This is a genomic window from Bradyrhizobium sp. 613_E4_N2_2, assembly GCF_052075995.1.
In the GTDB taxonomy this organism is placed as follows: Bacteria; Pseudomonadota; Alphaproteobacteria; order Rhizobiales; family Xanthobacteraceae; genus Bradyrhizobium; species Bradyrhizobium barranii.
Genome location: NZ_CP197234.1, coordinates 4,154,077 through 4,172,813, shown reverse-complemented (window position 1 = coordinate 4,172,813; position 18,737 = coordinate 4,154,077). Strand labels below are relative to the sequence as shown.

Here is an 18,737-nt window from a genome sequence, read left to right as displayed (position 1 = left end):
ATTGCCGGCGCACGCGCCCGTAGCCGTCCTGCGGCTGCGGGACCAGCTTCTCGATCTGACCGGCTAGACGCCGGTCATCTGCCTTTCCTCGTCCGTCCACTCGACGTCGAGCGGCGTCAGCTCCGGCTGAAGCGGCGCGCCCTCCGACATCATGTGGCCGTCGAGCGCGCGCAACAAGGCGGCCGCGAGTGCGGGCTTACGCAGCGGCTTTGCCAAAAAATCCGACATGCCGGCCTCGCGGCAGATCTTGACGTCCTCGGGGAAGGCGTTGGCGGTCAGCGCGACGATCGGCAAGGCTTCGAAACGCCCGCCTTGCGCGCGGATCGCCCGCGTCGCGGCAAGGCCGTCCATGTCCGGCATGCGCACGTCCATCAGCACGACATCGTAATCGCTCTCCGATGCAGCCTCGACCGCCTGGACGCCGTCGGTGACGACGCGCAGCTCGACGTCGAACGCCCCCAACATCTTGGTCACGACCATGCGGTTGACGGCATCGTCCTCGGCCACCAGCACCTTCAGCGGCCGGTCGAGCCCCGCGATCCGCGCCTTGAGCTCGTCCGCTTCGTCGCTGCCCGCCGCCTGGTCGGAGGCCTGCGCCTGGCTCCAGGGCAGCACCAGCGTGAAGCGGAAGGTCGAGCCCTCGCCCGGCGTCGAAGTGACGCCGATGGTGCCGCCCATCTGCTCGATGATGCGCCGGGAGATCGCAAGCCCTAGTCCGGTGCCGCCGAAGCGGCGGCTGATCGAGGCATCGGCCTGCGCGAAGTCGGAGAACAGCTCCCCGAGTTTCTCAGGCGCAATGCCGATGCCGCTGTCGCTCACGGTCCATTCGACGGTCGCAAGCAGATCGCGGCGCGCCTGGCAGGTGGCCTTGATCGTCACCTCGCCTTCGTCGGTGAACTTTACCGCGTTGGAGGCGAGGTTGAGCAACACCTGCCGGATCCGCGCGACATCACCGCGCAGCGTCGGCGGCAGGTTCGGGTCGAGCTCGACCTTGACGGCGAGCCCCTTGCTCTTGGCGCCTGCGCGCACGACGGTCGCAACCGTCTCGACCAGCGCCTGCGGCGCAAAGTCGATCGCCTCGAACGCGAAGCGTCCGGCCTCGAGCTTTGACAGATCGAGGATATCGTTGAGGATGCGCTGGAGATTGTCGCCGGACTCGCGGATCGAAGTGACGGCCTCGTGCTGCTCCGGATCGAGCTTGGTTTCCAGCAGCATGCTGGCGAGCCCGAGCACGCCGTTCATTGGCGTGCGGATCTCGTGGCTCATCACCGCGAGGAAGTCGGACTTCGCACGGCTCTCGGCCTCCGCCTTTTCCGCGCGCCAGCGCTCGGTGACGTCGCGGCCGAAGCCGCGATAGCCGAGAAACTGGCCGTCGCGGTCGTAGGCCGGCTTCGCGGTCAGCGACCACAGCCGCGCCTCGCCGCCGGCGACGACCTTGAGGTTCATCTCGTGCAGCGGCTCGCTCTGCTCCATCAGGCCGACGACGTTGTAGGCTGCGCTCTTGTCGTCGGGACAGAGCATGTCGAGCACGTCGACGAAATGCGAGCCCTTCAGCAGCGGAAGCGGAAGCTGCGCCACTTCGGCGAAGCGTTGGGGCACGTCGACGAGATGCCCTTCGGCGTCGGTCTGCCACAACCAGTCGCTGGCGTTCTCCTGAAAGTCCTTCAGCAGCAGCGAGATGATCTCGGTCTGACGTTCGAGCTCGAGCCGGGCCTTGAGATTGCCGAGGAACAGATTGCCCTGCGAGACGATGTTGCGCGCCATGAAGAACGCGAACAGCAACAGGAACACCGCGGTTAGCAGATACGGGCCGGTGCCGCACAGGAACAGCGCGCCGGCGCAGGCCATCGTCACGGTCGCGAGATAGACGAGGCCCGCGCGCGGGAAGGTCGACAGCGTGAAGGCGCCGCCGGACATCATGCCGACCATCAGGCAGGCCAGGATGAGCTGACTGGTCGGCTCGACCCGGCTGAACAGCGCGAGCGGCAGCGTGCCCCAGATCGCCGCGAGGAAGAACGCCTGCCGCAGCATCTGCCGCGCGGCGCGCGACGAGGCTTCCTGCGGCGGGTTTTGATGCAACCGCCGCCACGCGCGCACGGCAAGCGAGGCGGTGACGGCGAGGGTCATGCCCCAGATTGCAAGGAAATCGTTCCAGCCCCTGCCCCAGAACAGGATCAGCACGATGGCGACGTTGAGCATGGTGACGGCCATGGTCACCGGGATCGCGCGCATCACTGCGTCGATCTGCTTGGCGCGAATGCGGCGCAGCTCGCGCTCGCTGAGATCGGCGGTCAGGCCGTCCTCGATCTCGAAGCCGCCGAGCCAGTACAGGAACGCGCCGATCAGGCCGTCGCGCGGCTCAGCTTGCTTCATGGATTTGTCCGGCCATCCCATTCGAAAAACCTTTTCGGTATCAATGGCCCGAGCCCGGCTTAAGCCGGGTTAATTTTGTGGGAGATTTTGCGGCGTCCTTGACGGGCGCGTTTGCAGTTTGTTCTAACCATGGCCCCTGCCCGGAGCCCCGCCAATGCCCATCAGAGTTGCCACCTGGAATGTTAGGTCGCATATCGCTCGGTCATCGTGAATCACCGTAGTTCACGCTAACCCGCTGATGCCATTCCGCAATTGTCCCCCGAAAATGGATGTCCATTTGAATGCAAATGGTTCCTATTACGTGAACTTGGGGGTATCGCTGGGGGTATCGCAACGAGGATACCCCCATGCAAGACAGTTTCGCGCGGCTGCTTTCCGATGCGCGCATTCGTAAAGTCGAAGTCAGGAGCAAGGCATACAAGCTGGCTGACGGCGGCGGGCTGTACCTGCTCGTGCAACCGAACGGCAGCATGTCGTGGCGGTACAAGTTCCGAGTGAACGGCCGCGAGGGGTTGCTGTCCATCGGGCAGTATCCCGAGGTGCCGCTGGCCGCCGCCAGGACGAAGCACCGCGACGCGCGGGCGATGGTCGCCGAGGGTGTCAACCCGGTGCAGGCCAGGCGCGTCGAGCGCGTCGAGGCCGAACGCGCCCTGGTCCGCGCCGAGGCCGGATCGTTCGCCGCCGTGCATGACCAGTGGAAGGAAATCACCGAGCCGCGACTGGCGCTGAACACGATTAACCAGCACCGCCGGGAGTGCGCGAACTTCCTCCTGCCCGAGTTCGGGAAACGGCCGGTGTGGGAAATCAAGCGGCCCGAGGTGGCGATGCTCCTGAAGCGCGTCGAGCGCAACGCGCCCGAGGTGGCGCGAAACCTGCGCACGTATCTCACGCAGATATTTGAGCACGCCATCGAGCTGGGGCTGGTCGACGCGAACCCCGTGCCGTCCGCGCGCATGCTGCGACCGCGCCGGAAGAAACAGCACGCCGCGATGGAGCTGGAGAATTACCCGGATTTCGTCTCCAGGATGGTGGCGTCGGGCCACGAGCCGCAGACGAAGGCGGCGATGTTCCTGGTGATCCTGGCCGCGTGCCGAAAGCAGGAAGCCGCCGCCGCGCGCTGGTCGGAGTTCGACCTGGAGGGCGCAGCCTGGACGATCCCGGCCGAGCGCATGAAGGCCAGGCGCGAGCATTGGATTCCGTTGTCGCGCCAGGCCGTGGCGCTGCTGTACCGGCTGCGCGAGTTGTCGCATGGCGAGTTCGTATTCCCTCACCGCACCCGCGCGAACGAGCCGATGGCGTCGAACACGCTGAATGTGATGATCGACAAGATACGCCTGGACGGCGCCACGGTGCACGGCTTCCGCTCGATGTTCAGCACGTACTTCAACGCGCAGCACGCCAGCGCCGACGTTGTGGAGCGGTGCCTGGCGCACGCGCCATCGAACAAGGTCCGCGCCGCGTATAACCGCCACGAGTACCAGGACGAGCGCCGAGACATGATGCAGCAGTGGGCCGACGTGCTCGATGCCGAGATAGCGAAGGCGCGCAACGTGGTCGTGGTGATCGGCGACGCGGTGCTCACGCCGCAGTTGGCTGCGTGAATTGTTCGTCGGCGTTCGATTGAAAAGATCAATTGGACGTCGACAGGGCGCGAGAGGAGGATTCACGCCAAGGCAGCGAAGCGCCGGTAGGTGAAAGCAAAGTAGCCCGAAGGGTGAAACGCGAGTAGCGCGAAAGCCTGTTCGGCCTTTAAGTGCGGGTGACCGCCGCAAACATCATGACGGCCGGGAAAGACCGGCAACAAATTTTTCGGGCAAGCAACCGAATCCGTCGCCAAACTTGCATTGAAGGCACGGCCTAAGCACGTTGGAGTAATTGCGGTACGAGGACGCCTGGAACCATTAGCGTGCAATACGGCGTGACACCCTGGAGAGACGGGGTGCAATGGGCAACTGGCGTTAAGTGTTGCCGTATGGCTCCACGCGAGACGGGCCTGGCACGCCGGAAAGACGGCGAACACATACCTGTCGACTAGCGGCCTAGGTCATCGGAACTTCACTCCGATATTTTCGCGGGTTCGAATCCCGCCAGGTATACCACTCCCGATGTGTCTTCCCCTTGGACACACTGAAAAGGCCCCGTCGTGAGACGCGGCCTTTTTGCTATTTGATGCACGCCGCCATGACGACGCCGAGGATGGCGAGAAGCGCCCACGGCAATGCGGCGAGCAGGAACCACTCGTCGCTCCGCTTCACGGCTGAAACCTCATGGTGCCAGGTGCCACACTTGAATCCTCGACGACGCGGAAGCCCATGACTCTCACCGCTGCGCGCATCGCCTCTCGCTGCGATCCTGGCCTGGCGCCATCAAGGTGTCGTTCGTATGCCATAGCTCCATCGACTATGGCCGCATCAGACAAGCCACGCTCCAGCTCGGCCACCTTCAGCCGCATGGCCTCATACGCCGCAGCCGCATCACCTGGAGCCGCCCACATCGTCACAACGCGCTTGCCGCGCGCGCGATACGTGTCGACGAACGCCTGGTTCTTCTCGCTGTAGGCGAGCCAGTACGGGTTAAACGACGAGCTGTCGTCGACGAGCCAGCCGGCGGGTGTTGGTGGTGATACGGGGTTCTGGTGAATGCGAGGCGTGTGTACCGGGTACATTTTAATGAGTCATTCCTGAAATTGAAAAGCGGGCGACCGAAGCCGCCCGCGTGTGGCCGTCTATCCGTCCGTCAGAACGGAATATCGTCGTCGTCAAAGCCTTCGTTCTGCGGCGGACGCGATCCGCCAGGGCCAGGCATCTGGTTCTCGCGCGGACGACCGCCGCCGTTGCCCTGGCGCTGCTGTCCGCCACCGTTGCCGCCACCCTGACCGCCGGCACTGCCAAGCATCTTCATGGTGTCGGCGACGATATCCGTCGACCACCGCTCGACACCATCCTTGTCGGTGTACTGCGACGTTTCCAGGCGACCCTGGATGAACACCTGTTTGCCTTTCGCGAGGTATTCGCCGGCAATCTCGGCGAGCTTGCCCCACATCTTGATGCGGTGCCACTCGGTCTTTTCCTGGGGATTGCCGTCCTTGTCCTTCCACTTCTCCGTCGTGGCGACGCGGATGGTCGTGATGGCTGTTCCGCTGCCGGTGTAACGCGTCTCGGGATCGGCCCCGAGGTTTCCGATAATTTGTACCTGGTTGAGTGATGACATGGCTCTCTCGTGTTGTTACCGGCTACGCCGGGAATGTTCGCGCTCGCACGCGGAGTTGCAAAACAGTTGCGCCGGCAGGGCCAGCGGTTCTTCGCACGCTTCGTTGAGGCAGTACCCGCGCGCTGTGAGTTTCGGTGCTGCCGCCGCCTTCGCGGCCTGCGCCTGAAGCCCTTGCTCCAGGTTGAGCGCATCGAACGCCTGCGCTTGATCGATCACGTCACCCATGACAAGCGCCCTTTTCCGTCAAGACCCAAAGGTACGGCGTCGAACGACCAGCACGCAGGACATTCCCTTGCGCCTCAAGTCGCCTGCACGCCATGGCTACAGAGGCCGATGACACATCGCCGATGGATGACGCGAGGCGATAAGATGTCATCGCTGAGGACGACTTTCGAAGCTCAAGCAACACTTTCTCTGACAGGTTCATTCCTGGCTCTCCAGGTGAATGATAGCGCCGGCCAGGTAGTTGATGGCGCCCAACAGCTCATGCACGGCCGCGTCGCGTGGCAGGCGTTGCGCTTCCTGCGCTTTCTTCATGGCCTGGAACAGCGGTCCGCCGATGCCGACCAGCGACGCAATCGTCATCATCGGCTGCTCGTCGAACGCCTGGCCCTGGCCGTGCCGCTGCGCGCCCTTCCCGCTGGCCGCCTGGTCGAACGCCCGCATCAGCACGGCGCCGAGCACATCATAACCTGGAGCCGACAGCGTGACCGCGCCCATCGTCAGCCGACCCGGCCCCATCGCAACGCGCACGTGATCCGCGAAAGCCTCAACGCTGTTGTTCATCTGCGGCCGACCGTCGTCGTCCATGATTGTCACGGACCTGTCGGGCTTGATGACGACGCACATGCCGTGCGTCGTCGCCCATTCTTGCACTGCTTTGAGTGTTATCGAGTTCATAGTGGTTCGTTGTCGTTGTCGCCCTTCAGTGCTGCACGCTCCCACTTCTCGATGGATGCAAGCGGGTACTTGACAGATTTGCCGATCTTCAGAAACGCAGGCCCCTTGTTCGGGAGCCCGCGATTCACCTGGCTGCGCCAGTTGGCGAGCGTGCCGACCGATGGCGTACCGCCGCATCGGTCAGACAGTTGTTCGGCAGTGAGGTGTTGCATGATGCGTTACTCCCCTACTTCGGAGAGTTCGCGATTCAGCTCGTCGAGTTCTTCGCCGCCTGGCTGAGCCGCGACACGCGCCTTGTCGAAGGCTTCGGCCGCCGCCTTCATCGACTCGTGCGAGCCGTCGTCGACGAGCGCGCGCTGGAGCTTCTTCGGCAGCTTCGTGAACGCCTCGCGGTATGCCTCCAGACCGCGTTCCGTGATCGAGCGCAGCGAGTTGCGTGCCGCTTCGGTTTCGGGGTCGAGCTGCTTTGCGCCATCGACCCACGTACGAAGCTGTTGGCCGTGCTCGGGCGTCAGATATCCGTTCTGGAAACCGACTTCGCCGAAAATGTATTCCACTCCGCTCGACTTGATGACGTCGCGCTGCTTGCCGCCGGCCCACATCATCATCGATACGGTCAGTTCGAACATGAAGTTCTGTTCCTGCACCGGCAGGACGCCCTGGTCTTCGAATTCCGTTTTCCCGTTGACCTTGACCGGCTTCACCTTGTTGCGCGCACGGATGCACACGATGATGTGCATGTTCGACGCGAGCAGCACGTTCATGAAACGCTTGTGCTCGGCCTTCGCGTCGTTCCATTTGTCCATCTTCAGGTTGATGCCGGGCGGCTTGGCGATGTCGTGGCACCCGCCGATGCCTTCCCACTCGTGCGTCACGCTGTCGATGACGAGCACTTCGACGCCGGCTTTCTGGAACGCCTGGATGGCGTCGATGTAACGCTGCGGCGAGAACGGCGCGTCCAGGTCGCCGACCAGGAATTCCTGCACGTTGTTCTGGTCGTCGCGCAGGATGTCGGCGTACAGCGAACCGCGCTTGTTCTCGGTATCGAGCAGGCCGACCTTCGATGCGTCGTTGTTGGCGAGTCCGTAGGCGAGTTGCAGTGCCGTGTACGTCTTCCCGCTGCCGCTGATGCCGGCGATACCGATAACGAGTCGTGCGCCTTCGCGCTGAGCTTTGCGAATATTCAGAGTAGACATGGTGATGCGTAGTCCGTGTGTGGGTTAAAGAGCTGCGATGGCCTGGGATTTCTTCCAGGTCGGCAGTGCAATGGGCTGGATGTCGTCGCCGTACGCCGGCCACTCGTTCGTCTCGATGGCGTGGGCGAGCTTGTCGACGTCTTCGCGGTACTCCAGCCGGCCGATGTCGACGCTTTCGCCGTCGAGTTTGTAGACGCCGACCGCGAACGGCGGTTTCTTCTCCACCGCGATGAACACGAAGGCGCGCGACTTCGGCATGTCGATGCCAGCCTGGCGGATGGCCTCGTTCGTGCCGTCGACGTAGAACGGGTGCTGGACGTGGTAACGCCACTTCGCGATGGATCGCGCGAACCCTTCGGGGCTGGCGTCGTCGGTTGACTTCAGGTCGACGATGATGCCGCTGTCGGTGCGGTAGTCGGGCCGGCAACGCAACAGCATGCCGGTGCGCTCGTCGATCCAGTAAAACGATTGCTCGGCGACGCCAGCCATGCGCAGCAGCTTGCCGGCCGCAGGGTGCGCCATCACGGCGTCGCGCATGCCGTGCAGATGCGTCCAGTCTTCCTCGCCAACCACCTGGCGCTCGCTGTTGTTCGTGAGCCATTCGGCTTGCACGTCGGACCACAACGTCACGGGGTGGCCGTTCGCACGCAGCAGGTTCGCCAGGTCGTGGCGTGAGCCGCTGGTGGAAAGCTGGCCTGGCCGGTGTTCGTTGAGCTGGACAAGCATCGCCTTCAACGCGGCGACACCCACCTTCGTGTTGTCGAATTCTTCTACACCCGGAAGGCCGCGCTGCGCATGCTCAAGAGTTGCGGCCTCGACGCGAGCCAGCATGTCGTCTTTGCTGCCCGACGTTGACAGCTTAGGCAGGCGCGTCGCGTTCAGATCGCCCACCATCGACACCAGCGTGTCGCGCTCGTCGATGGCTTCCGGCACGTCACTGCGACGCAGGCCGAGGCAGTACGATTTAACAAATTCTTTCGGTTCAAGCGTGATCGTGTGAAACGCCGAGCCGAACGCCTGCGCCTCGGTCGGCTTCCGTTCGTTGTCGTTTGCCGCGTCCTTCACATACTTGAAATGCAAAAGTGATTTTCGAACGATGTCCAGACCACTTTTGCTTGTACCGGGTCCGCCGTGATAGTCGGCGTTCGGGATGTCGGCGTATACGCCAGGCTTCATTAGGGTTGTCTCCCGTTAGTATTCGTTATTGGCCGTGAAGGCAGATGAAGACTAACAAAGTATTCACGTCGCCTGCAACTGGTGCCCACAAGTTCACGGGCGGCACCATATTTTCGCCATGGCTAAGGCAGCAAGCGCGCAAGTGCCCATTTTGGACAAAACCACATTCGCGCTGTGGATGAGCGACAACAACGCGTCGCGGGTGTTCACTATCAATCACGGGCAATCACGGGGCGCGAAAAAGGGAGGCGCGCAATGCGTGAAGCAAACGGCATCGTCATATCGATGTTGTTGATTGATTTGATGCGGACCACCGTCGCGGTGTTCCTACAGGAGCAAGAACTTTCAAGGTTCGCCGACGAAGCGCTGCTGTGTACAGCGATGTTTTTGGCGCAGGCGGAAGGCCGGCCGATGACCTTAAGCAAGATTGCGGAGTACATCGGCATGCCGCGCCCGACCGCCGATAGAAAGCTGAGGGCACTTCAAAAGCGCGGCGTCGTGGAACAAGTGGATAAAAAGAGGTGGCGTATACCTTTGTCTAATCCCGACATCGACGCGCGCGTGACGAAGTGCACGGCCGAGCAAGTGAACAACCTTCAAAGGGCAATAGCGCGAATGTCTAAGTTGGAAACTGTGTCGAACAACAGGCAAAAGCTCGGCACGTAACCATCACGGACGTGACGGCCGAAAGTTAACTGGGTATGATGAATACCTGAAATTACTTTCGGAGACTTGGGTTTGGCCGGCATAGCACTGCGCGAATACCAGAAAGACGTCGTTCAGCGCGTCGGTGCTGCCCTTCGGAAAAAGGACCGTGGCGGCCTAGGCGCTCGCCGTGTGCTCGTCGTCGTGCCGCCTGGCGGCGGTAAAACTGTCATCGCAGCTTTCATATCCCGCGCGTTCGCCGAGCGTGACCAGTCGGTGTTCTTCAACTGCCATCGGCAAGAGCTGCTGATGCAGACCAGTCTCACGTTCACGAAGTGCGGTCTGGCGCACGGCTTCGTCGCGCCTGGTCATGTGATGTCTGCCGCGTCGCTCGTGAACGTCGCGAGCATCGACGCCCTGAAGCGCCGGCTGGCGAATATCAAGGCGCCGCGCGTGGTGATATGGGACGAGACGCACCACATCGGCGCCGCCGGGTGGGCCGCGATCATGGAGGCGTGGCCCGAAACGATACACATAGGACTCACGGGCACACCGTGGCGGCTCGATGGCACTGGCCTGGGGAAATACTACGAAGTGATGGTCGAGGGTCCGACCGTCGCCGAACTGATCGAAATAGGCGCGCTGTCGCCGTACCTGCTGTACGCGCCCGACAAGCCAGACATGGCGGGTGTGAAACGCTCGATGGGCGATTTTGCGAAGGGCGAGAGCGGCGAGCGCATGAAGGCGCCGAAGCTCGTCGGGAACATCATCGCGCACTGGAAAAAGCTCGCTCCAGGTATGCGCACGGTCGGGTTCGCCGTGAACCGCGCGCATTCGAAACTGATGGTCGAGCGGTTCAACGAAGCCGGCATACCCGCCGCGCACCTTGACGGCGACACGCCGGACGGCGAGCGGAAGCGCATCATCCAGGCGTTCGCTGCCGGCACCATTCAAGTGCTGTGGAACGTCGACCTGTTCGGCGAAGGGTTCGACCTGTCGGCCATCGCGCAGCGTGACGTCACCATCGATTGCGTCATCCTGGCACGACCTACGCAATCGCTGTCGCTGTATCTCCAGCAGGCCATGCGCTGCATGCGCCCTGCCCCTGGCAAGGTTGCGATCATCCTCGACCACGCCGGCAACAGCGACCGTCATTTCTTCCCTGACGACGAGCGCGAGTGGAGCCTGGAGGGTGGAAAGAGTAAAGCGGCGAACGACAACGGCCCGCCGCCACCCGTGACGTGCGGGTCGTGTTTCGCGCAGATACGACGAAAGGTGCCGATGCCGGAGAAGTGCCCGCACTGTGGCGCGAAGCTTGCTTCAAAACCGAAGGTCGCGAACCTGGAGGAAGGCGACGGCGAGCTGGTGCTGAAGACCGACGAGGAAAAGGCCAGGCAGCGCGCGGCACGCAAGGCCGAAGAACACGAGGCGAAAGAATTGGGCGACCTGGTGGCCCTGGCCGTCTCACGCGGCTATGCGAACCCGCAGAAATGGGCTTTCAAGAAGTGGTCGAACAGCCGTTGGCGGCGGTAGTTGACATTCGTTATACGTTTCCGTGAGAATTAACTCACCGCCGCGAATGCGGCCTTCATCCCAAATCCACAATGGCTAAACGAGGTGTGAAAACTTTGCCCGCCGGCAAACTGCTGGCGCGTGAAGTGAAGAAAGCCGGCACGCAAGTAAGCGTCGCCGAGAAATACGGGGTCACACGGGCGGCCGTGTGCGTTGCATTGAGGAAGCACCGCGAGAGGTCTTCGAAATGAAAGTTCCGTCACTGAGAGAACTCGCCATACAGACGGTCGACACGCCCGACGAAATGCTGGTGCAGCTCGCCGCCGACTATAAGCAGCGCGCGAAGGAAAACCAGCAATACGCCGACCGCTTCAGCAAGTTGGTGAGGCAGCGCAAGAGGGCAAAACGTCGTGGCGTGGCCCTCCAGGTGTAGCCGCTGCCGAGCGCGCCGCACGCTCGCGAAACATCCCGACCACTACGTACGCCCACCGAAGTGCCATCACTGCCGCCCTGGCGTGATGCGCGTCGACAAACATCGCAGCACCGGAAAGGAAAACCCGCCGAGCAAGACGTGCAACTGTTTGGGGTACTACTTCCCGCATCACATTGGGCGCGGGTGGTGCATGGAGAATCAACGACTCACAGAAAGTGATTTGCAGAACAGACCGCGTTACTAACCTGGAGATTGATTAATGAAATTGAACGCCGCACATCGAGCGTCAATCGTCGAGAAGGCCATCAAGCACGCGTTTGACAAGCGCGAAAAGGCTCACGAGAAAGAGCGAATGAAGTTCGCCGACGACCTGTATACGCACCACCATGGCGACGCCGAGAAGATCGCGGCGAAGCTTCCTGCCGGGTGGGTGGAATATAGCAACACACTCATCATCGACCACCCGCAATTCACCTGGCCCGAAAGAGTTAACTTCGACACTTACGCGAGAATGGGCATGGTCATGTCGAAGGCCAGGCCGTGGCCGGACTCCGCAGTCAGCATTAAGGTGAATCCGGGCCACCCTTTTCACGACCGCGCCACCGACCTGGCCCGCGCCGAGGTGGCGCTGAAGGCCGAGCGTCGCGCGCTGCGCATCAAGCTGAACACCGTCGTCAACAACGCCAACACGCTGAAGCAACTCGCCGAGCAGTGGCCGGCTGGCGTGAAGTTCTTCCCCGCCGAGACGAAACCCGAAAGTCGCGCCCTCGTCCCGGCGTCTCTCATCAGCGACATCAACACAACCCTGGGGCTTACCGTATGACGCTCACGTTCAAGCAGATGATTCAATCCGGCGACATCAAGCGCGCCGACGCGATGAAGGCGCGCCTGGAGGAAATCCACGAAGAACCGGGTTTTAACCTGCGCATCGAAGGCGAAGACCTGGAAGCCAGCATCGAGGCGCTGACCGACTACATTGTGGCCGGCGGCATCGTCCCTCCCCTGGAGGTTCGCCCTCGCTCGGCTGGCGGCGTGTGGATCGTCGACGGCCATCGCCGCACGCGAGCGTTCCGCCGAGCTGTCGAGAAGCACGGCGCACCCATCGAGTGGGTGAGCATCACCGCTTTCACTGGCAACGACGTCGACCGCGTGACGCGGATCATGACCAGCGCCGAGGGCCGCAGCCTGTCGCCGTTGGAAACAGCAGACGGTTACAAGCGCCTGGCATCGTTCGGCCTGTCGCCGGAGGACATCGGCAAGCGCGTGGGCAAGACCCGGCCGCACGTCGAGGCGCTGCTGCTGTTGGCGAACGCGAATTTCGATGTGCGCGACCTGGTGCGCGCCGGCACGGTGGCGGCGTCGACCGCCATCGACATGGTTCGAAAGCATGGCGAGGAAGCCGGCGCGATCATCGTCGCGAAGGCGAACGGCCGCACGAAGGTGTCGGCGACGGATGTTAAGGGGAAGCCGCTGCCGCGTAAGGTGGTGGATGATGTCGTGGGCCGCGTCGAAGCGTTCGCCGATGGCATTCCGAAGCACGCCCGCGCGCTGATCTATGGCGGCTCGCCTGCCGAGGACGCCACGGTGGAGCTGCCCGTGTCCATCGTTCGTTCGCTCGTCGAGGCGCATACCAGCATCGCCGACGCCCGCGACAAAGCCGAGCAGAAGGCGCGCGAGAAGGCCGCTCGTGCGGCACAGACGGAGCTGCCGGCATGATGTGGTTCGTCGCTCTACTCGTCTGCATCGACTTCGTGGTGTTCGTCGTCGCCAGGTCGAACAATCTCGACGACCTGGCGATGTCCGCCACACGGTGGGCAGCGCTCGGCGGGTTCATCCTTGCGTTCGCGAGGCTGTTTTCGTGACCACCATTGGAGATGTCTTCCTGATGTTCGCGATAGCTGTGGCTATAGCCGTATTTGGATTCAACGCAGTCGCGGCTAAGTTGCGAATCTGGATTCTCGCGGCCACCTTGCTGCTACTTGTCGCCGCCGCGCTTAATCTGGCGCTCTCATGAAGACTGCACTGGTCGCAACGTGGCTTGTCTTCCTCGCCGCCGAAATCCTGGAGAAACGCCGCATAGCCGATATCGCTATCGGCATGTACGGCGGCCTGGTCATCGCCGAATTCATCGCGTGCTATTTCCCATGAAGACATCCGTGGAAGTCGCACGCCTTGACGATGGCCGCATCGGCATCTTCATCGACGGCGGGCACATGCTTATCAGCGAGGCGCAGATGGTTGCGCTTCGCGACAAGCTTGCGGAGCTTACGCCGCCGATGAGCCTTACGCGCTTGGATTTCATCATCCACGGAATCACATGAAAGAACACGGCATACAAAACACCATCCGCAACGCCCTCGTCGGCGTCGCGCATTGCTTCCGCGCGAATGTCGGTAAGGGATGGGTCGGCGTCGGCGCACCGTTCAAGGCCGACCGCCACATGACCGTCGCGCTTGCGCCTGGTGACGTTGTGTTACGCCAGGCCAGGCCCTTCGACACCGGCCTGCCTAAAGGCTTCCACGACTTGTTCGGGTTCGTGTCCGTCACGATCACGCCGAGCATGGTAGGTAAGAAATTCGCCAGGTTCGTGTCGTGGGAAGTGAAAACCGAAACGGGCCGCCCTACTCCCGAGCAAACGAATTTCCGAATCGCCGTCAACGGTGCCGGCGGCGTGTCGGATATCTGCCGCACACCTGGCGACGCAATTCGTCTCGTCGAGCAGGCACGCCAATGAACAAGCCAACCACCCGCGCGGAAGCCGAACGCCTGCGCACGCCGAGATTTAACACCGGCCGAACCTGTCGCAACGGACATAACGCCGACAGGCATACGTCGAACGGCAACTGTGTCGAATGCCTGCGCGCTGACCGGAGACGCCAGTACGACCGCTTGCTGGCTTCACTTGGGAAGCAACGTGTTCGCAGTTGACGCGCCGGCCTACGTCGAGGCGTGCCCGCATGCGACGCACTTCTACAAGGCCGGAACGCCAACGCCGTATTGGGCGCATGGGATGCGCGTCGTGTGCCGCATCGGGAAACACATTTTTCTCACCGAGGATAAGCGCCATGCAGTGCCACAAGTTCGCGCGACAACTGGCCCGCATCGACGGGAACGGGAAGCACCGTCGCAAGGCACTCGCCGCGCTCGTCCGTAGGTCCGGCGCCGCGTCCATCCTGTCGCACAACCGAGTCGTGGGCTGGCGCATGCGCGACGGCTCCGTGGTGTGCGCCAAGCATCGTTATGCGTCGCACGAATCCGCCGCCGTCGACCTGGCGCGAATCACACACGTCGCCACTCACAAACACATCCCCGTTCGCGTGTATCCGTGCCCGTCGTGTCGTGGTTTTCACCTCACCAGTAAACCAGCGTGAACACGCGTCAACGCTGGAGATATTCACTTACGTGGATGTCGCGTGTATCCTTAGTAAACGCCCGATCACTTGACGCTGACTGAATGAACGCACGCACCGAACGACTTCGCGCCCTCATGGCGCAGCACAATCTGACATCGCGTCAAGTCGGCGAAATCCTGAAGCGTTCCACGCACACGGTGCGCTGCTGGCGCTCCAGGTGGGAAGATCGTGCGATACCCGAGCACGCGCTGGCGCTGCTGGAAATTCGACTGGCCGAGCGTGCCCGATGAATTACGAAGTTCGTCACGTCACGCGCCCTGAATATGAGTGGCTTCTACTTGAGCACCACTATGCGAAGCGGGTCCCGAGCATTAGCCATGCATTCGGCCTTTTCGACGGTGACCGCATCATCGGCGTTGTAACCTTCGGCGTTCCCGCAAGTCGTCAGGTGCAGACGGGTGCATGTCCGACCGCTCCGTCATCCGTCATCGAGCTTAATCGGCTTTGTGTCCTCGACGAAGCGCCGCGCAATACGGAATCGTGGTTCATCGCCCGCGCCCTTCGCATGCTGCCGCCATACATCGTTGTTTCGTATGCCGACACCATTCAGGGCCACATGGGCTTCGTCTATCGCGCGGCGAACTTCAACTATGCCGGTTGGACGGACATGGATCGCAAGACCGCGCGGTATGATTACGTCGTACCTGGGAAGCATTCGCGCGATGCGTTTCGTGGTGAAAAACCGCAGTTCACGGAAAAGGTCCGTCGCCGTCCGAAAGTGAAATACTGGACCGTTACGGGCGACAAGCGCGAACGAAACAGGCTCACGAAGATATGTTCATGGTTGAACATCTGCTGGGGCGCATACCCTCCACCCGTTGAACATCAGCACGTCGTAATCGCGGCGAACGACAACGCGGCCAAGAGGGTGACCGCGTGAGCCAGATCGATTTCGACATCATCAATCGCAGCCTGGACGCCGAATCCGTCGTGCCCCAATGGGTGCCGAACGGCAAGCGTCAGGGCCGCGAGTGGTCCGCGACAAATCCGAACCGCGCCGACCGCTCGCCGGGTTCGTTCTCCGTCAACCTGGTGACCGGCAAGTGGGCCGACTTCGCCAGTGGCGACAAGGGCGGCGACCTGGTGTCGCTGTACGCGTACCTGAAGTGCAACGGCGACAACGGCCGCGCCGCGCGCGAGCTTATGGAGCAATACAGCATCACCGTCGACGCCACGTCACGCGAGCGCGTGGCGAACGACAACGTGCGCCAGCTCCCTGACGACAAGCCGGTGCCGATTATCCCGGTGCCCGACGATGTGCCGGCGCCGACCGACCGCGACTTCAAGCACTTCAAGTTCGGCGAGCCGTCGCGCGTGTGGGCGTATCGCGACGCCGAGGGCCGCGTACTGATGTACGTCTGCCGGTTCGACCCGGAAGGCATGCGCAAGCAAGTCGTGCCGCTGGCCTGGTGCCACGACCCGAAGCGCGAGTCGAACCGCTGGGCATGGCGTGGGATCACTAAGGGGAAGAACCCTCTGTATGGCCTGGAGCGGCTTGCGGCTGCGCCTGACGCCGACGTGGTGCTGGTCGAGGGCGAGAAAGCCGCCGACGCGGCTAACGTCCTGCTGGCGCCCACGGGCGCCGTGGCGGTCACCTGGATGGGTGGTGTGGAGCGCGCCGGCAATGTGAGCCTGAAGGCACTCGCGGGTCGCCGCGTGATCCTGTGGCCGGACTTCGACCACGCGCCAGGCGTGCCGATGTACGAACAGCCTGGCGTTCGCGCCATGATGGCGCTGGCGTCCGACCTGAAAGGCGTCGCGTCGTCGGTGACGCTGGTCGGCTATCGCTTCGACCAGTTCGAACACGGCTGGGACTTGGCCGACGCCGAGGCGGACGGGTGGGACACCGACCGCGTGGTGCGGTACATGGCCGATCACTCGGGCGACCCCGCGCACATCGCCAGCGGAAATGCGTTTTCGGAAACCCGCAACGTGGTGCCGCTCGATGCCGTCGTGTCGCCGTTCGGTTTCCCGCACGTCACCGACAAGGGCGGCCCGCTGTCGACTATCGAGAACTTGCAGTACATCCTCGGCCAGTACGACATCACGGTGCGGTACAACGTGATTTCGAAAGACCTGGAAATTAACATCAATGGGATGAAATTCAGCCAGGACAATACCGCGCAGAACATGCTGACCAGCGTCGGGTCGCTGTGCTCGCGCAATCGGATGCCGAAGGGCGACCTCCAGGATTACCTGCTTGTCGTCGCCGACACAAACGAGCGAAACCCGGCTGCCGAGTGGATCGACTCCAGGCCGTGGGATGGCGTCGACCGTATCGGCGCCCTGGTCGACACCCTCGACCCGATAGACCGCGATCTGGCGTATACGCTCGTGCGACGCTGGATGATCGGCGCGGCCGGCTGCGCGTTCGAACCGAATGGTATGTCGATGCAGGGTGTGCTGGTGCTCCAGGGTCCGCAGTACAGCGGCAAGACGACGTGGTTCTGGTCGCTGACGAATGGCAATCGCCGACTGGCGAAGGAAGGTGCCACGCTGAACCCTGCCGACCGCGATAGCGTAAAACAGGCGGTATCGTACTGGCTGGTGGAGCTGGGCGAACTCGATGCGACGTTCCGCAAGTCCGACGTCGCTGCGCTGAAGGCGTTCCTGACGAAAGACCAGGACGAGCTGCGCCTGCCGTTCGCGAAAACGGCGAGCAAGTACCCTCGCCGTACGGCGTTCTTCGCATCGGTGAACCCGAAGCAATACCTGCACGACGACACGGGCAATCGTCGCTACTGGACGATTCCCCACGGGCCGAACCTGCGCGGCATCCACGACGTGGACATACAACAGGCATGGGCACAGGCGAAACACCTGTGGAAGTCAGGCGAGCAGCATCGCCTCACGCAAGAGGAAATGGACAAGCTCAACGCCGCGAATGCCGACCACGCCGAGGGCTCGGCGATTGAAGAACTCATCTTGTCGAGCTTCGTATGGGAGGCACAAGACGACGCGTTCCGCCGGCCGATGTCCGCCACCGCCGTGTTGCTCGCCATCGGCCAGGATCGGCCGAACAACAAGCTGTCGAGGGAATGCGGGGCGATCCTTCGCCGACTGGTCGGCGAGCCGAAGAAGCATGGCGGCCTTTCGGTGTACCCCATGCCGAGGCTGAAGGTGTCGGAAAATCACTATTCGGGCGGGCCGTTCGGATGAATCGGCGCAGCATTTTCGACGGCGTGACGATGGTCAACGTCTGCACGAACAACGGAGAGAGGCACGACGTGACGCTGCACGACGGCCGAGTGGTCAGCAACTACTCGGCCGAGTGGCGACTGGAGGTCGAGGCGCGATGGGTGTGCCGGCTGCGGGATCGGTGGGCAAGGATGAACTACATCAGGGATATCGAGAAACGCCGGGGGAAGGATGCGGCGGAAAAGCTGAAGCTCCGGGTCTATGCCGTGTGGCAGTCCATGAAAGCTGAACGAGACCTGAACAATGGTTTTGAAGGGTATTGACGTTACGCGCGGAACTGCTGGATGATTCCTCCACATTAACCAACGAGGGGCACCACCATGAAACCCACCACCCGCGAATACGTGAATTACATCGCCGGCGTCATCGTCGGCGTCGCCGCCATGATGTGTTTCACGCCGGCCGCAAAATGCGAAACCATCGACCAGGCCACCATCGACAACTATTGCGGGACCGCGACGGATATCGCTCGCACTGTCATCGAGGCGCGCGACAACGGCATATCATCGACGGACATCAAAGTGATGATGTCTCTTAAGAAAATGGACGGCTATCTGTGGATGGTCGACGGCATCTATGCGGGCAAGGGGTTGCCGAACTGGATGCAGCTCGGGCAGGTTTCGGGTTACTGCCGGGATAAGTTGGCGGCTGCGAAGTGATGCAGGTCATGCGGCTCCAGGT

The 18,737-nt window shown here is 62.3% G+C and carries 25 protein-coding genes and 1 tRNA gene; 18 read left to right on the top strand and 8 right to left on the bottom strand.

Translation table 11 applies throughout. From position 1 onward, the window contains the following. Nucleotides 1-63: 63 nt before the first annotated feature. Nucleotides 64-2,394, bottom strand: coding sequence for a hybrid sensor histidine kinase/response regulator (locus AB7290_RS19975; protein WP_085404642.1), 2,331 nt, complete (start codon nt 2,392-2,394; stop codon nt 64-66). A 326-nt stretch (nt 2,395-2,720) separates the two neighbouring features. Here AB7290_RS19975 and AB7290_RS19970 point away from each other — a divergent pair, with 326 nt between their 5' ends. Then, on the top strand, nt 2,721-3,974 hold the full coding sequence (locus tag AB7290_RS19970) for a tyrosine-type recombinase/integrase (protein ID WP_441253693.1): 1,254 nt from the start codon (nt 2,721-2,723) through the stop codon (nt 3,972-3,974). 419 nt (nt 3,975-4,393) lie between these two features. Then, a tRNA-Glu gene (locus tag AB7290_RS19965) sits at nt 4,394-4,472 on the top strand. Between the two features lie 152 nt (nt 4,473-4,624). Here the strand turns inward: AB7290_RS19965 and AB7290_RS19960 are convergent. From AB7290_RS19960 to AB7290_RS19930, 7 genes are all read right to left on the bottom strand, one after another. Further along, nucleotides 4,625-5,038, bottom strand: coding sequence for a hypothetical protein (locus AB7290_RS19960; protein ID WP_441253691.1), 414 nt, complete (start codon nt 5,036-5,038; stop codon nt 4,625-4,627). A gap of 71 nt (nt 5,039-5,109) precedes the next feature. Then, the gene (locus AB7290_RS19955) at nt 5,110-5,583 is read right to left on the bottom strand and encodes a single-stranded DNA-binding protein (protein ID WP_441253689.1); all 474 of its coding nucleotides are present in this window, start codon (nt 5,581-5,583) and stop codon (nt 5,110-5,112) included. Nucleotides 5,584-5,598: 15 nt separating this feature from the next. Beyond that, on the bottom strand, nt 5,599-5,808 hold the full coding sequence (locus AB7290_RS19950) for a hypothetical protein (protein WP_441253687.1): 210 nt from the start codon (nt 5,806-5,808) through the stop codon (nt 5,599-5,601). 198 nt (nt 5,809-6,006) lie between these two features. Next, entirely contained in the window at nt 6,007-6,432 is a 426-nt protein-coding gene (locus AB7290_RS19945) for a hypothetical protein (RefSeq protein ID WP_441253685.1), read from the bottom strand. Between the two features lie 47 nt (nt 6,433-6,479). Further along, nucleotides 6,480-6,695 (bottom strand): DNA-binding protein, encoded by a 216-nt coding sequence (locus AB7290_RS19940; RefSeq protein ID WP_441253684.1) that lies wholly within the window; start codon nt 6,693-6,695, stop codon nt 6,480-6,482. Nucleotides 6,696-6,701: 6 nt separating this feature from the next. Next, entirely contained in the window at nt 6,702-7,679 is a 978-nt protein-coding gene (locus AB7290_RS19935; RefSeq protein WP_441253683.1) for an AAA family ATPase, read from the bottom strand. Between the two features lie 24 nt (nt 7,680-7,703). Beyond that, nucleotides 7,704-8,855: a PD-(D/E)XK nuclease-like domain-containing protein gene (locus tag AB7290_RS19930; RefSeq protein ID WP_441253681.1), complete on the bottom strand. Its 1,152-nt coding sequence runs from the start codon at nt 8,853-8,855 to the stop codon at nt 7,704-7,706. Between the two features lie 255 nt (nt 8,856-9,110). Here AB7290_RS19930 and AB7290_RS19925 point away from each other — a divergent pair, with 255 nt between their 5' ends. The 16 genes from AB7290_RS19925 (at nt 9,111) to AB7290_RS19850 (ending at nt 18,715) form a co-directional block, all read left to right on the top strand. Further along, entirely contained in the window at nt 9,111-9,521 is a 411-nt protein-coding gene (locus AB7290_RS19925) for a helix-turn-helix domain-containing protein (RefSeq protein WP_441253679.1), read from the top strand. Nucleotides 9,522-9,593: 72 nt separating this feature from the next. Continuing rightward, the gene (locus AB7290_RS19920; protein ID WP_441253677.1) at nt 9,594-11,033 is read left to right on the top strand and encodes a DEAD/DEAH box helicase family protein; all 1,440 of its coding nucleotides are present in this window, start codon (nt 9,594-9,596) and stop codon (nt 11,031-11,033) included. A gap of 226 nt (nt 11,034-11,259) precedes the next feature. Next, complete coding sequence (locus AB7290_RS19915; RefSeq protein WP_441253675.1) at nt 11,260-11,445, top strand: hypothetical protein; 186 nt, start codon at nt 11,260-11,262, stop codon at nt 11,443-11,445. Nucleotides 11,446-11,704: 259 nt separating this feature from the next. After that, nucleotides 11,705-12,268, top strand: a complete 564-nt coding sequence (locus tag AB7290_RS19910; protein ID WP_441253673.1) for an Nmad5 family putative nucleotide modification protein — start codon at nt 11,705-11,707, stop codon at nt 12,266-12,268. Then, nucleotides 12,265-13,161 (top strand): ParB/RepB/Spo0J family partition protein, encoded by an 897-nt coding sequence (locus AB7290_RS19905; protein ID WP_441253671.1) that lies wholly within the window; start codon nt 12,265-12,267, stop codon nt 13,159-13,161. The genes AB7290_RS19910 and AB7290_RS19905 overlap by 4 nt, the downstream gene beginning before the upstream one ends. Further along, on the top strand, nt 13,158-13,307 hold the full coding sequence (locus AB7290_RS19900; protein WP_441253669.1) for a hypothetical protein: 150 nt from the start codon (nt 13,158-13,160) through the stop codon (nt 13,305-13,307). The genes AB7290_RS19905 and AB7290_RS19900 overlap by 4 nt, the downstream gene beginning before the upstream one ends. Then, entirely contained in the window at nt 13,304-13,459 is a 156-nt protein-coding gene (locus tag AB7290_RS19895) for a hypothetical protein (RefSeq protein ID WP_441253667.1), read from the top strand. The genes AB7290_RS19900 and AB7290_RS19895 overlap by 4 nt, the downstream gene beginning before the upstream one ends. Further along, nucleotides 13,456-13,593 (top strand): hypothetical protein, encoded by a 138-nt coding sequence (locus tag AB7290_RS19890; RefSeq protein WP_441253665.1) that lies wholly within the window; start codon nt 13,456-13,458, stop codon nt 13,591-13,593. The genes AB7290_RS19895 and AB7290_RS19890 overlap by 4 nt, the downstream gene beginning before the upstream one ends. Nucleotides 13,594-13,601: 8 nt before the next feature. After that, a complete protein-coding gene (locus AB7290_RS19885; protein ID WP_441253663.1) occupies nt 13,602-13,766 on the top strand; it encodes a hypothetical protein in 165 nt (54 codons plus the stop codon). After that, nucleotides 13,763-14,179 carry a hypothetical protein gene (locus tag AB7290_RS19880; protein WP_441253661.1) on the top strand — a complete coding sequence of 139 codons (417 nt, stop codon included), beginning with the start codon at nt 13,763-13,765 and terminating at the stop codon, nt 14,177-14,179. Before AB7290_RS19885 ends, AB7290_RS19880 begins: the two co-directional genes overlap by 4 nt. A gap of 331 nt (nt 14,180-14,510) precedes the next feature. Beyond that, entirely contained in the window at nt 14,511-14,816 is a 306-nt protein-coding gene (locus AB7290_RS19875) for a hypothetical protein (RefSeq protein ID WP_441253659.1), read from the top strand. 83 nt (nt 14,817-14,899) lie between these two features. Then, on the top strand, nt 14,900-15,088 hold the full coding sequence (locus AB7290_RS19870) for a helix-turn-helix domain-containing protein (RefSeq protein ID WP_441253657.1): 189 nt from the start codon (nt 14,900-14,902) through the stop codon (nt 15,086-15,088). Next, nucleotides 15,085-15,738, top strand: a complete 654-nt coding sequence (locus AB7290_RS19865; protein ID WP_441253655.1) for a hypothetical protein — start codon at nt 15,085-15,087, stop codon at nt 15,736-15,738. The genes AB7290_RS19870 and AB7290_RS19865 overlap by 4 nt, the downstream gene beginning before the upstream one ends. Next, the gene (locus AB7290_RS19860) at nt 15,735-18,017 is read left to right on the top strand and encodes a VapE domain-containing protein (protein WP_441253653.1); all 2,283 of its coding nucleotides are present in this window, start codon (nt 15,735-15,737) and stop codon (nt 18,015-18,017) included. Before AB7290_RS19865 ends, AB7290_RS19860 begins: the two co-directional genes overlap by 4 nt. Further along, nucleotides 18,014-18,319 carry a DUF7696 family protein gene (locus tag AB7290_RS19855; RefSeq protein WP_441253651.1) on the top strand — a complete coding sequence of 102 codons (306 nt, stop codon included), beginning with the start codon at nt 18,014-18,016 and terminating at the stop codon, nt 18,317-18,319. The genes AB7290_RS19860 and AB7290_RS19855 overlap by 4 nt, the downstream gene beginning before the upstream one ends. Nucleotides 18,320-18,376: 57 nt before the next feature. Continuing rightward, nucleotides 18,377-18,715: a hypothetical protein gene (locus tag AB7290_RS19850; protein WP_441253649.1), complete on the top strand. Its 339-nt coding sequence runs from the start codon at nt 18,377-18,379 to the stop codon at nt 18,713-18,715. Nucleotides 18,716-18,737: the final 22 nt, after the last annotated feature.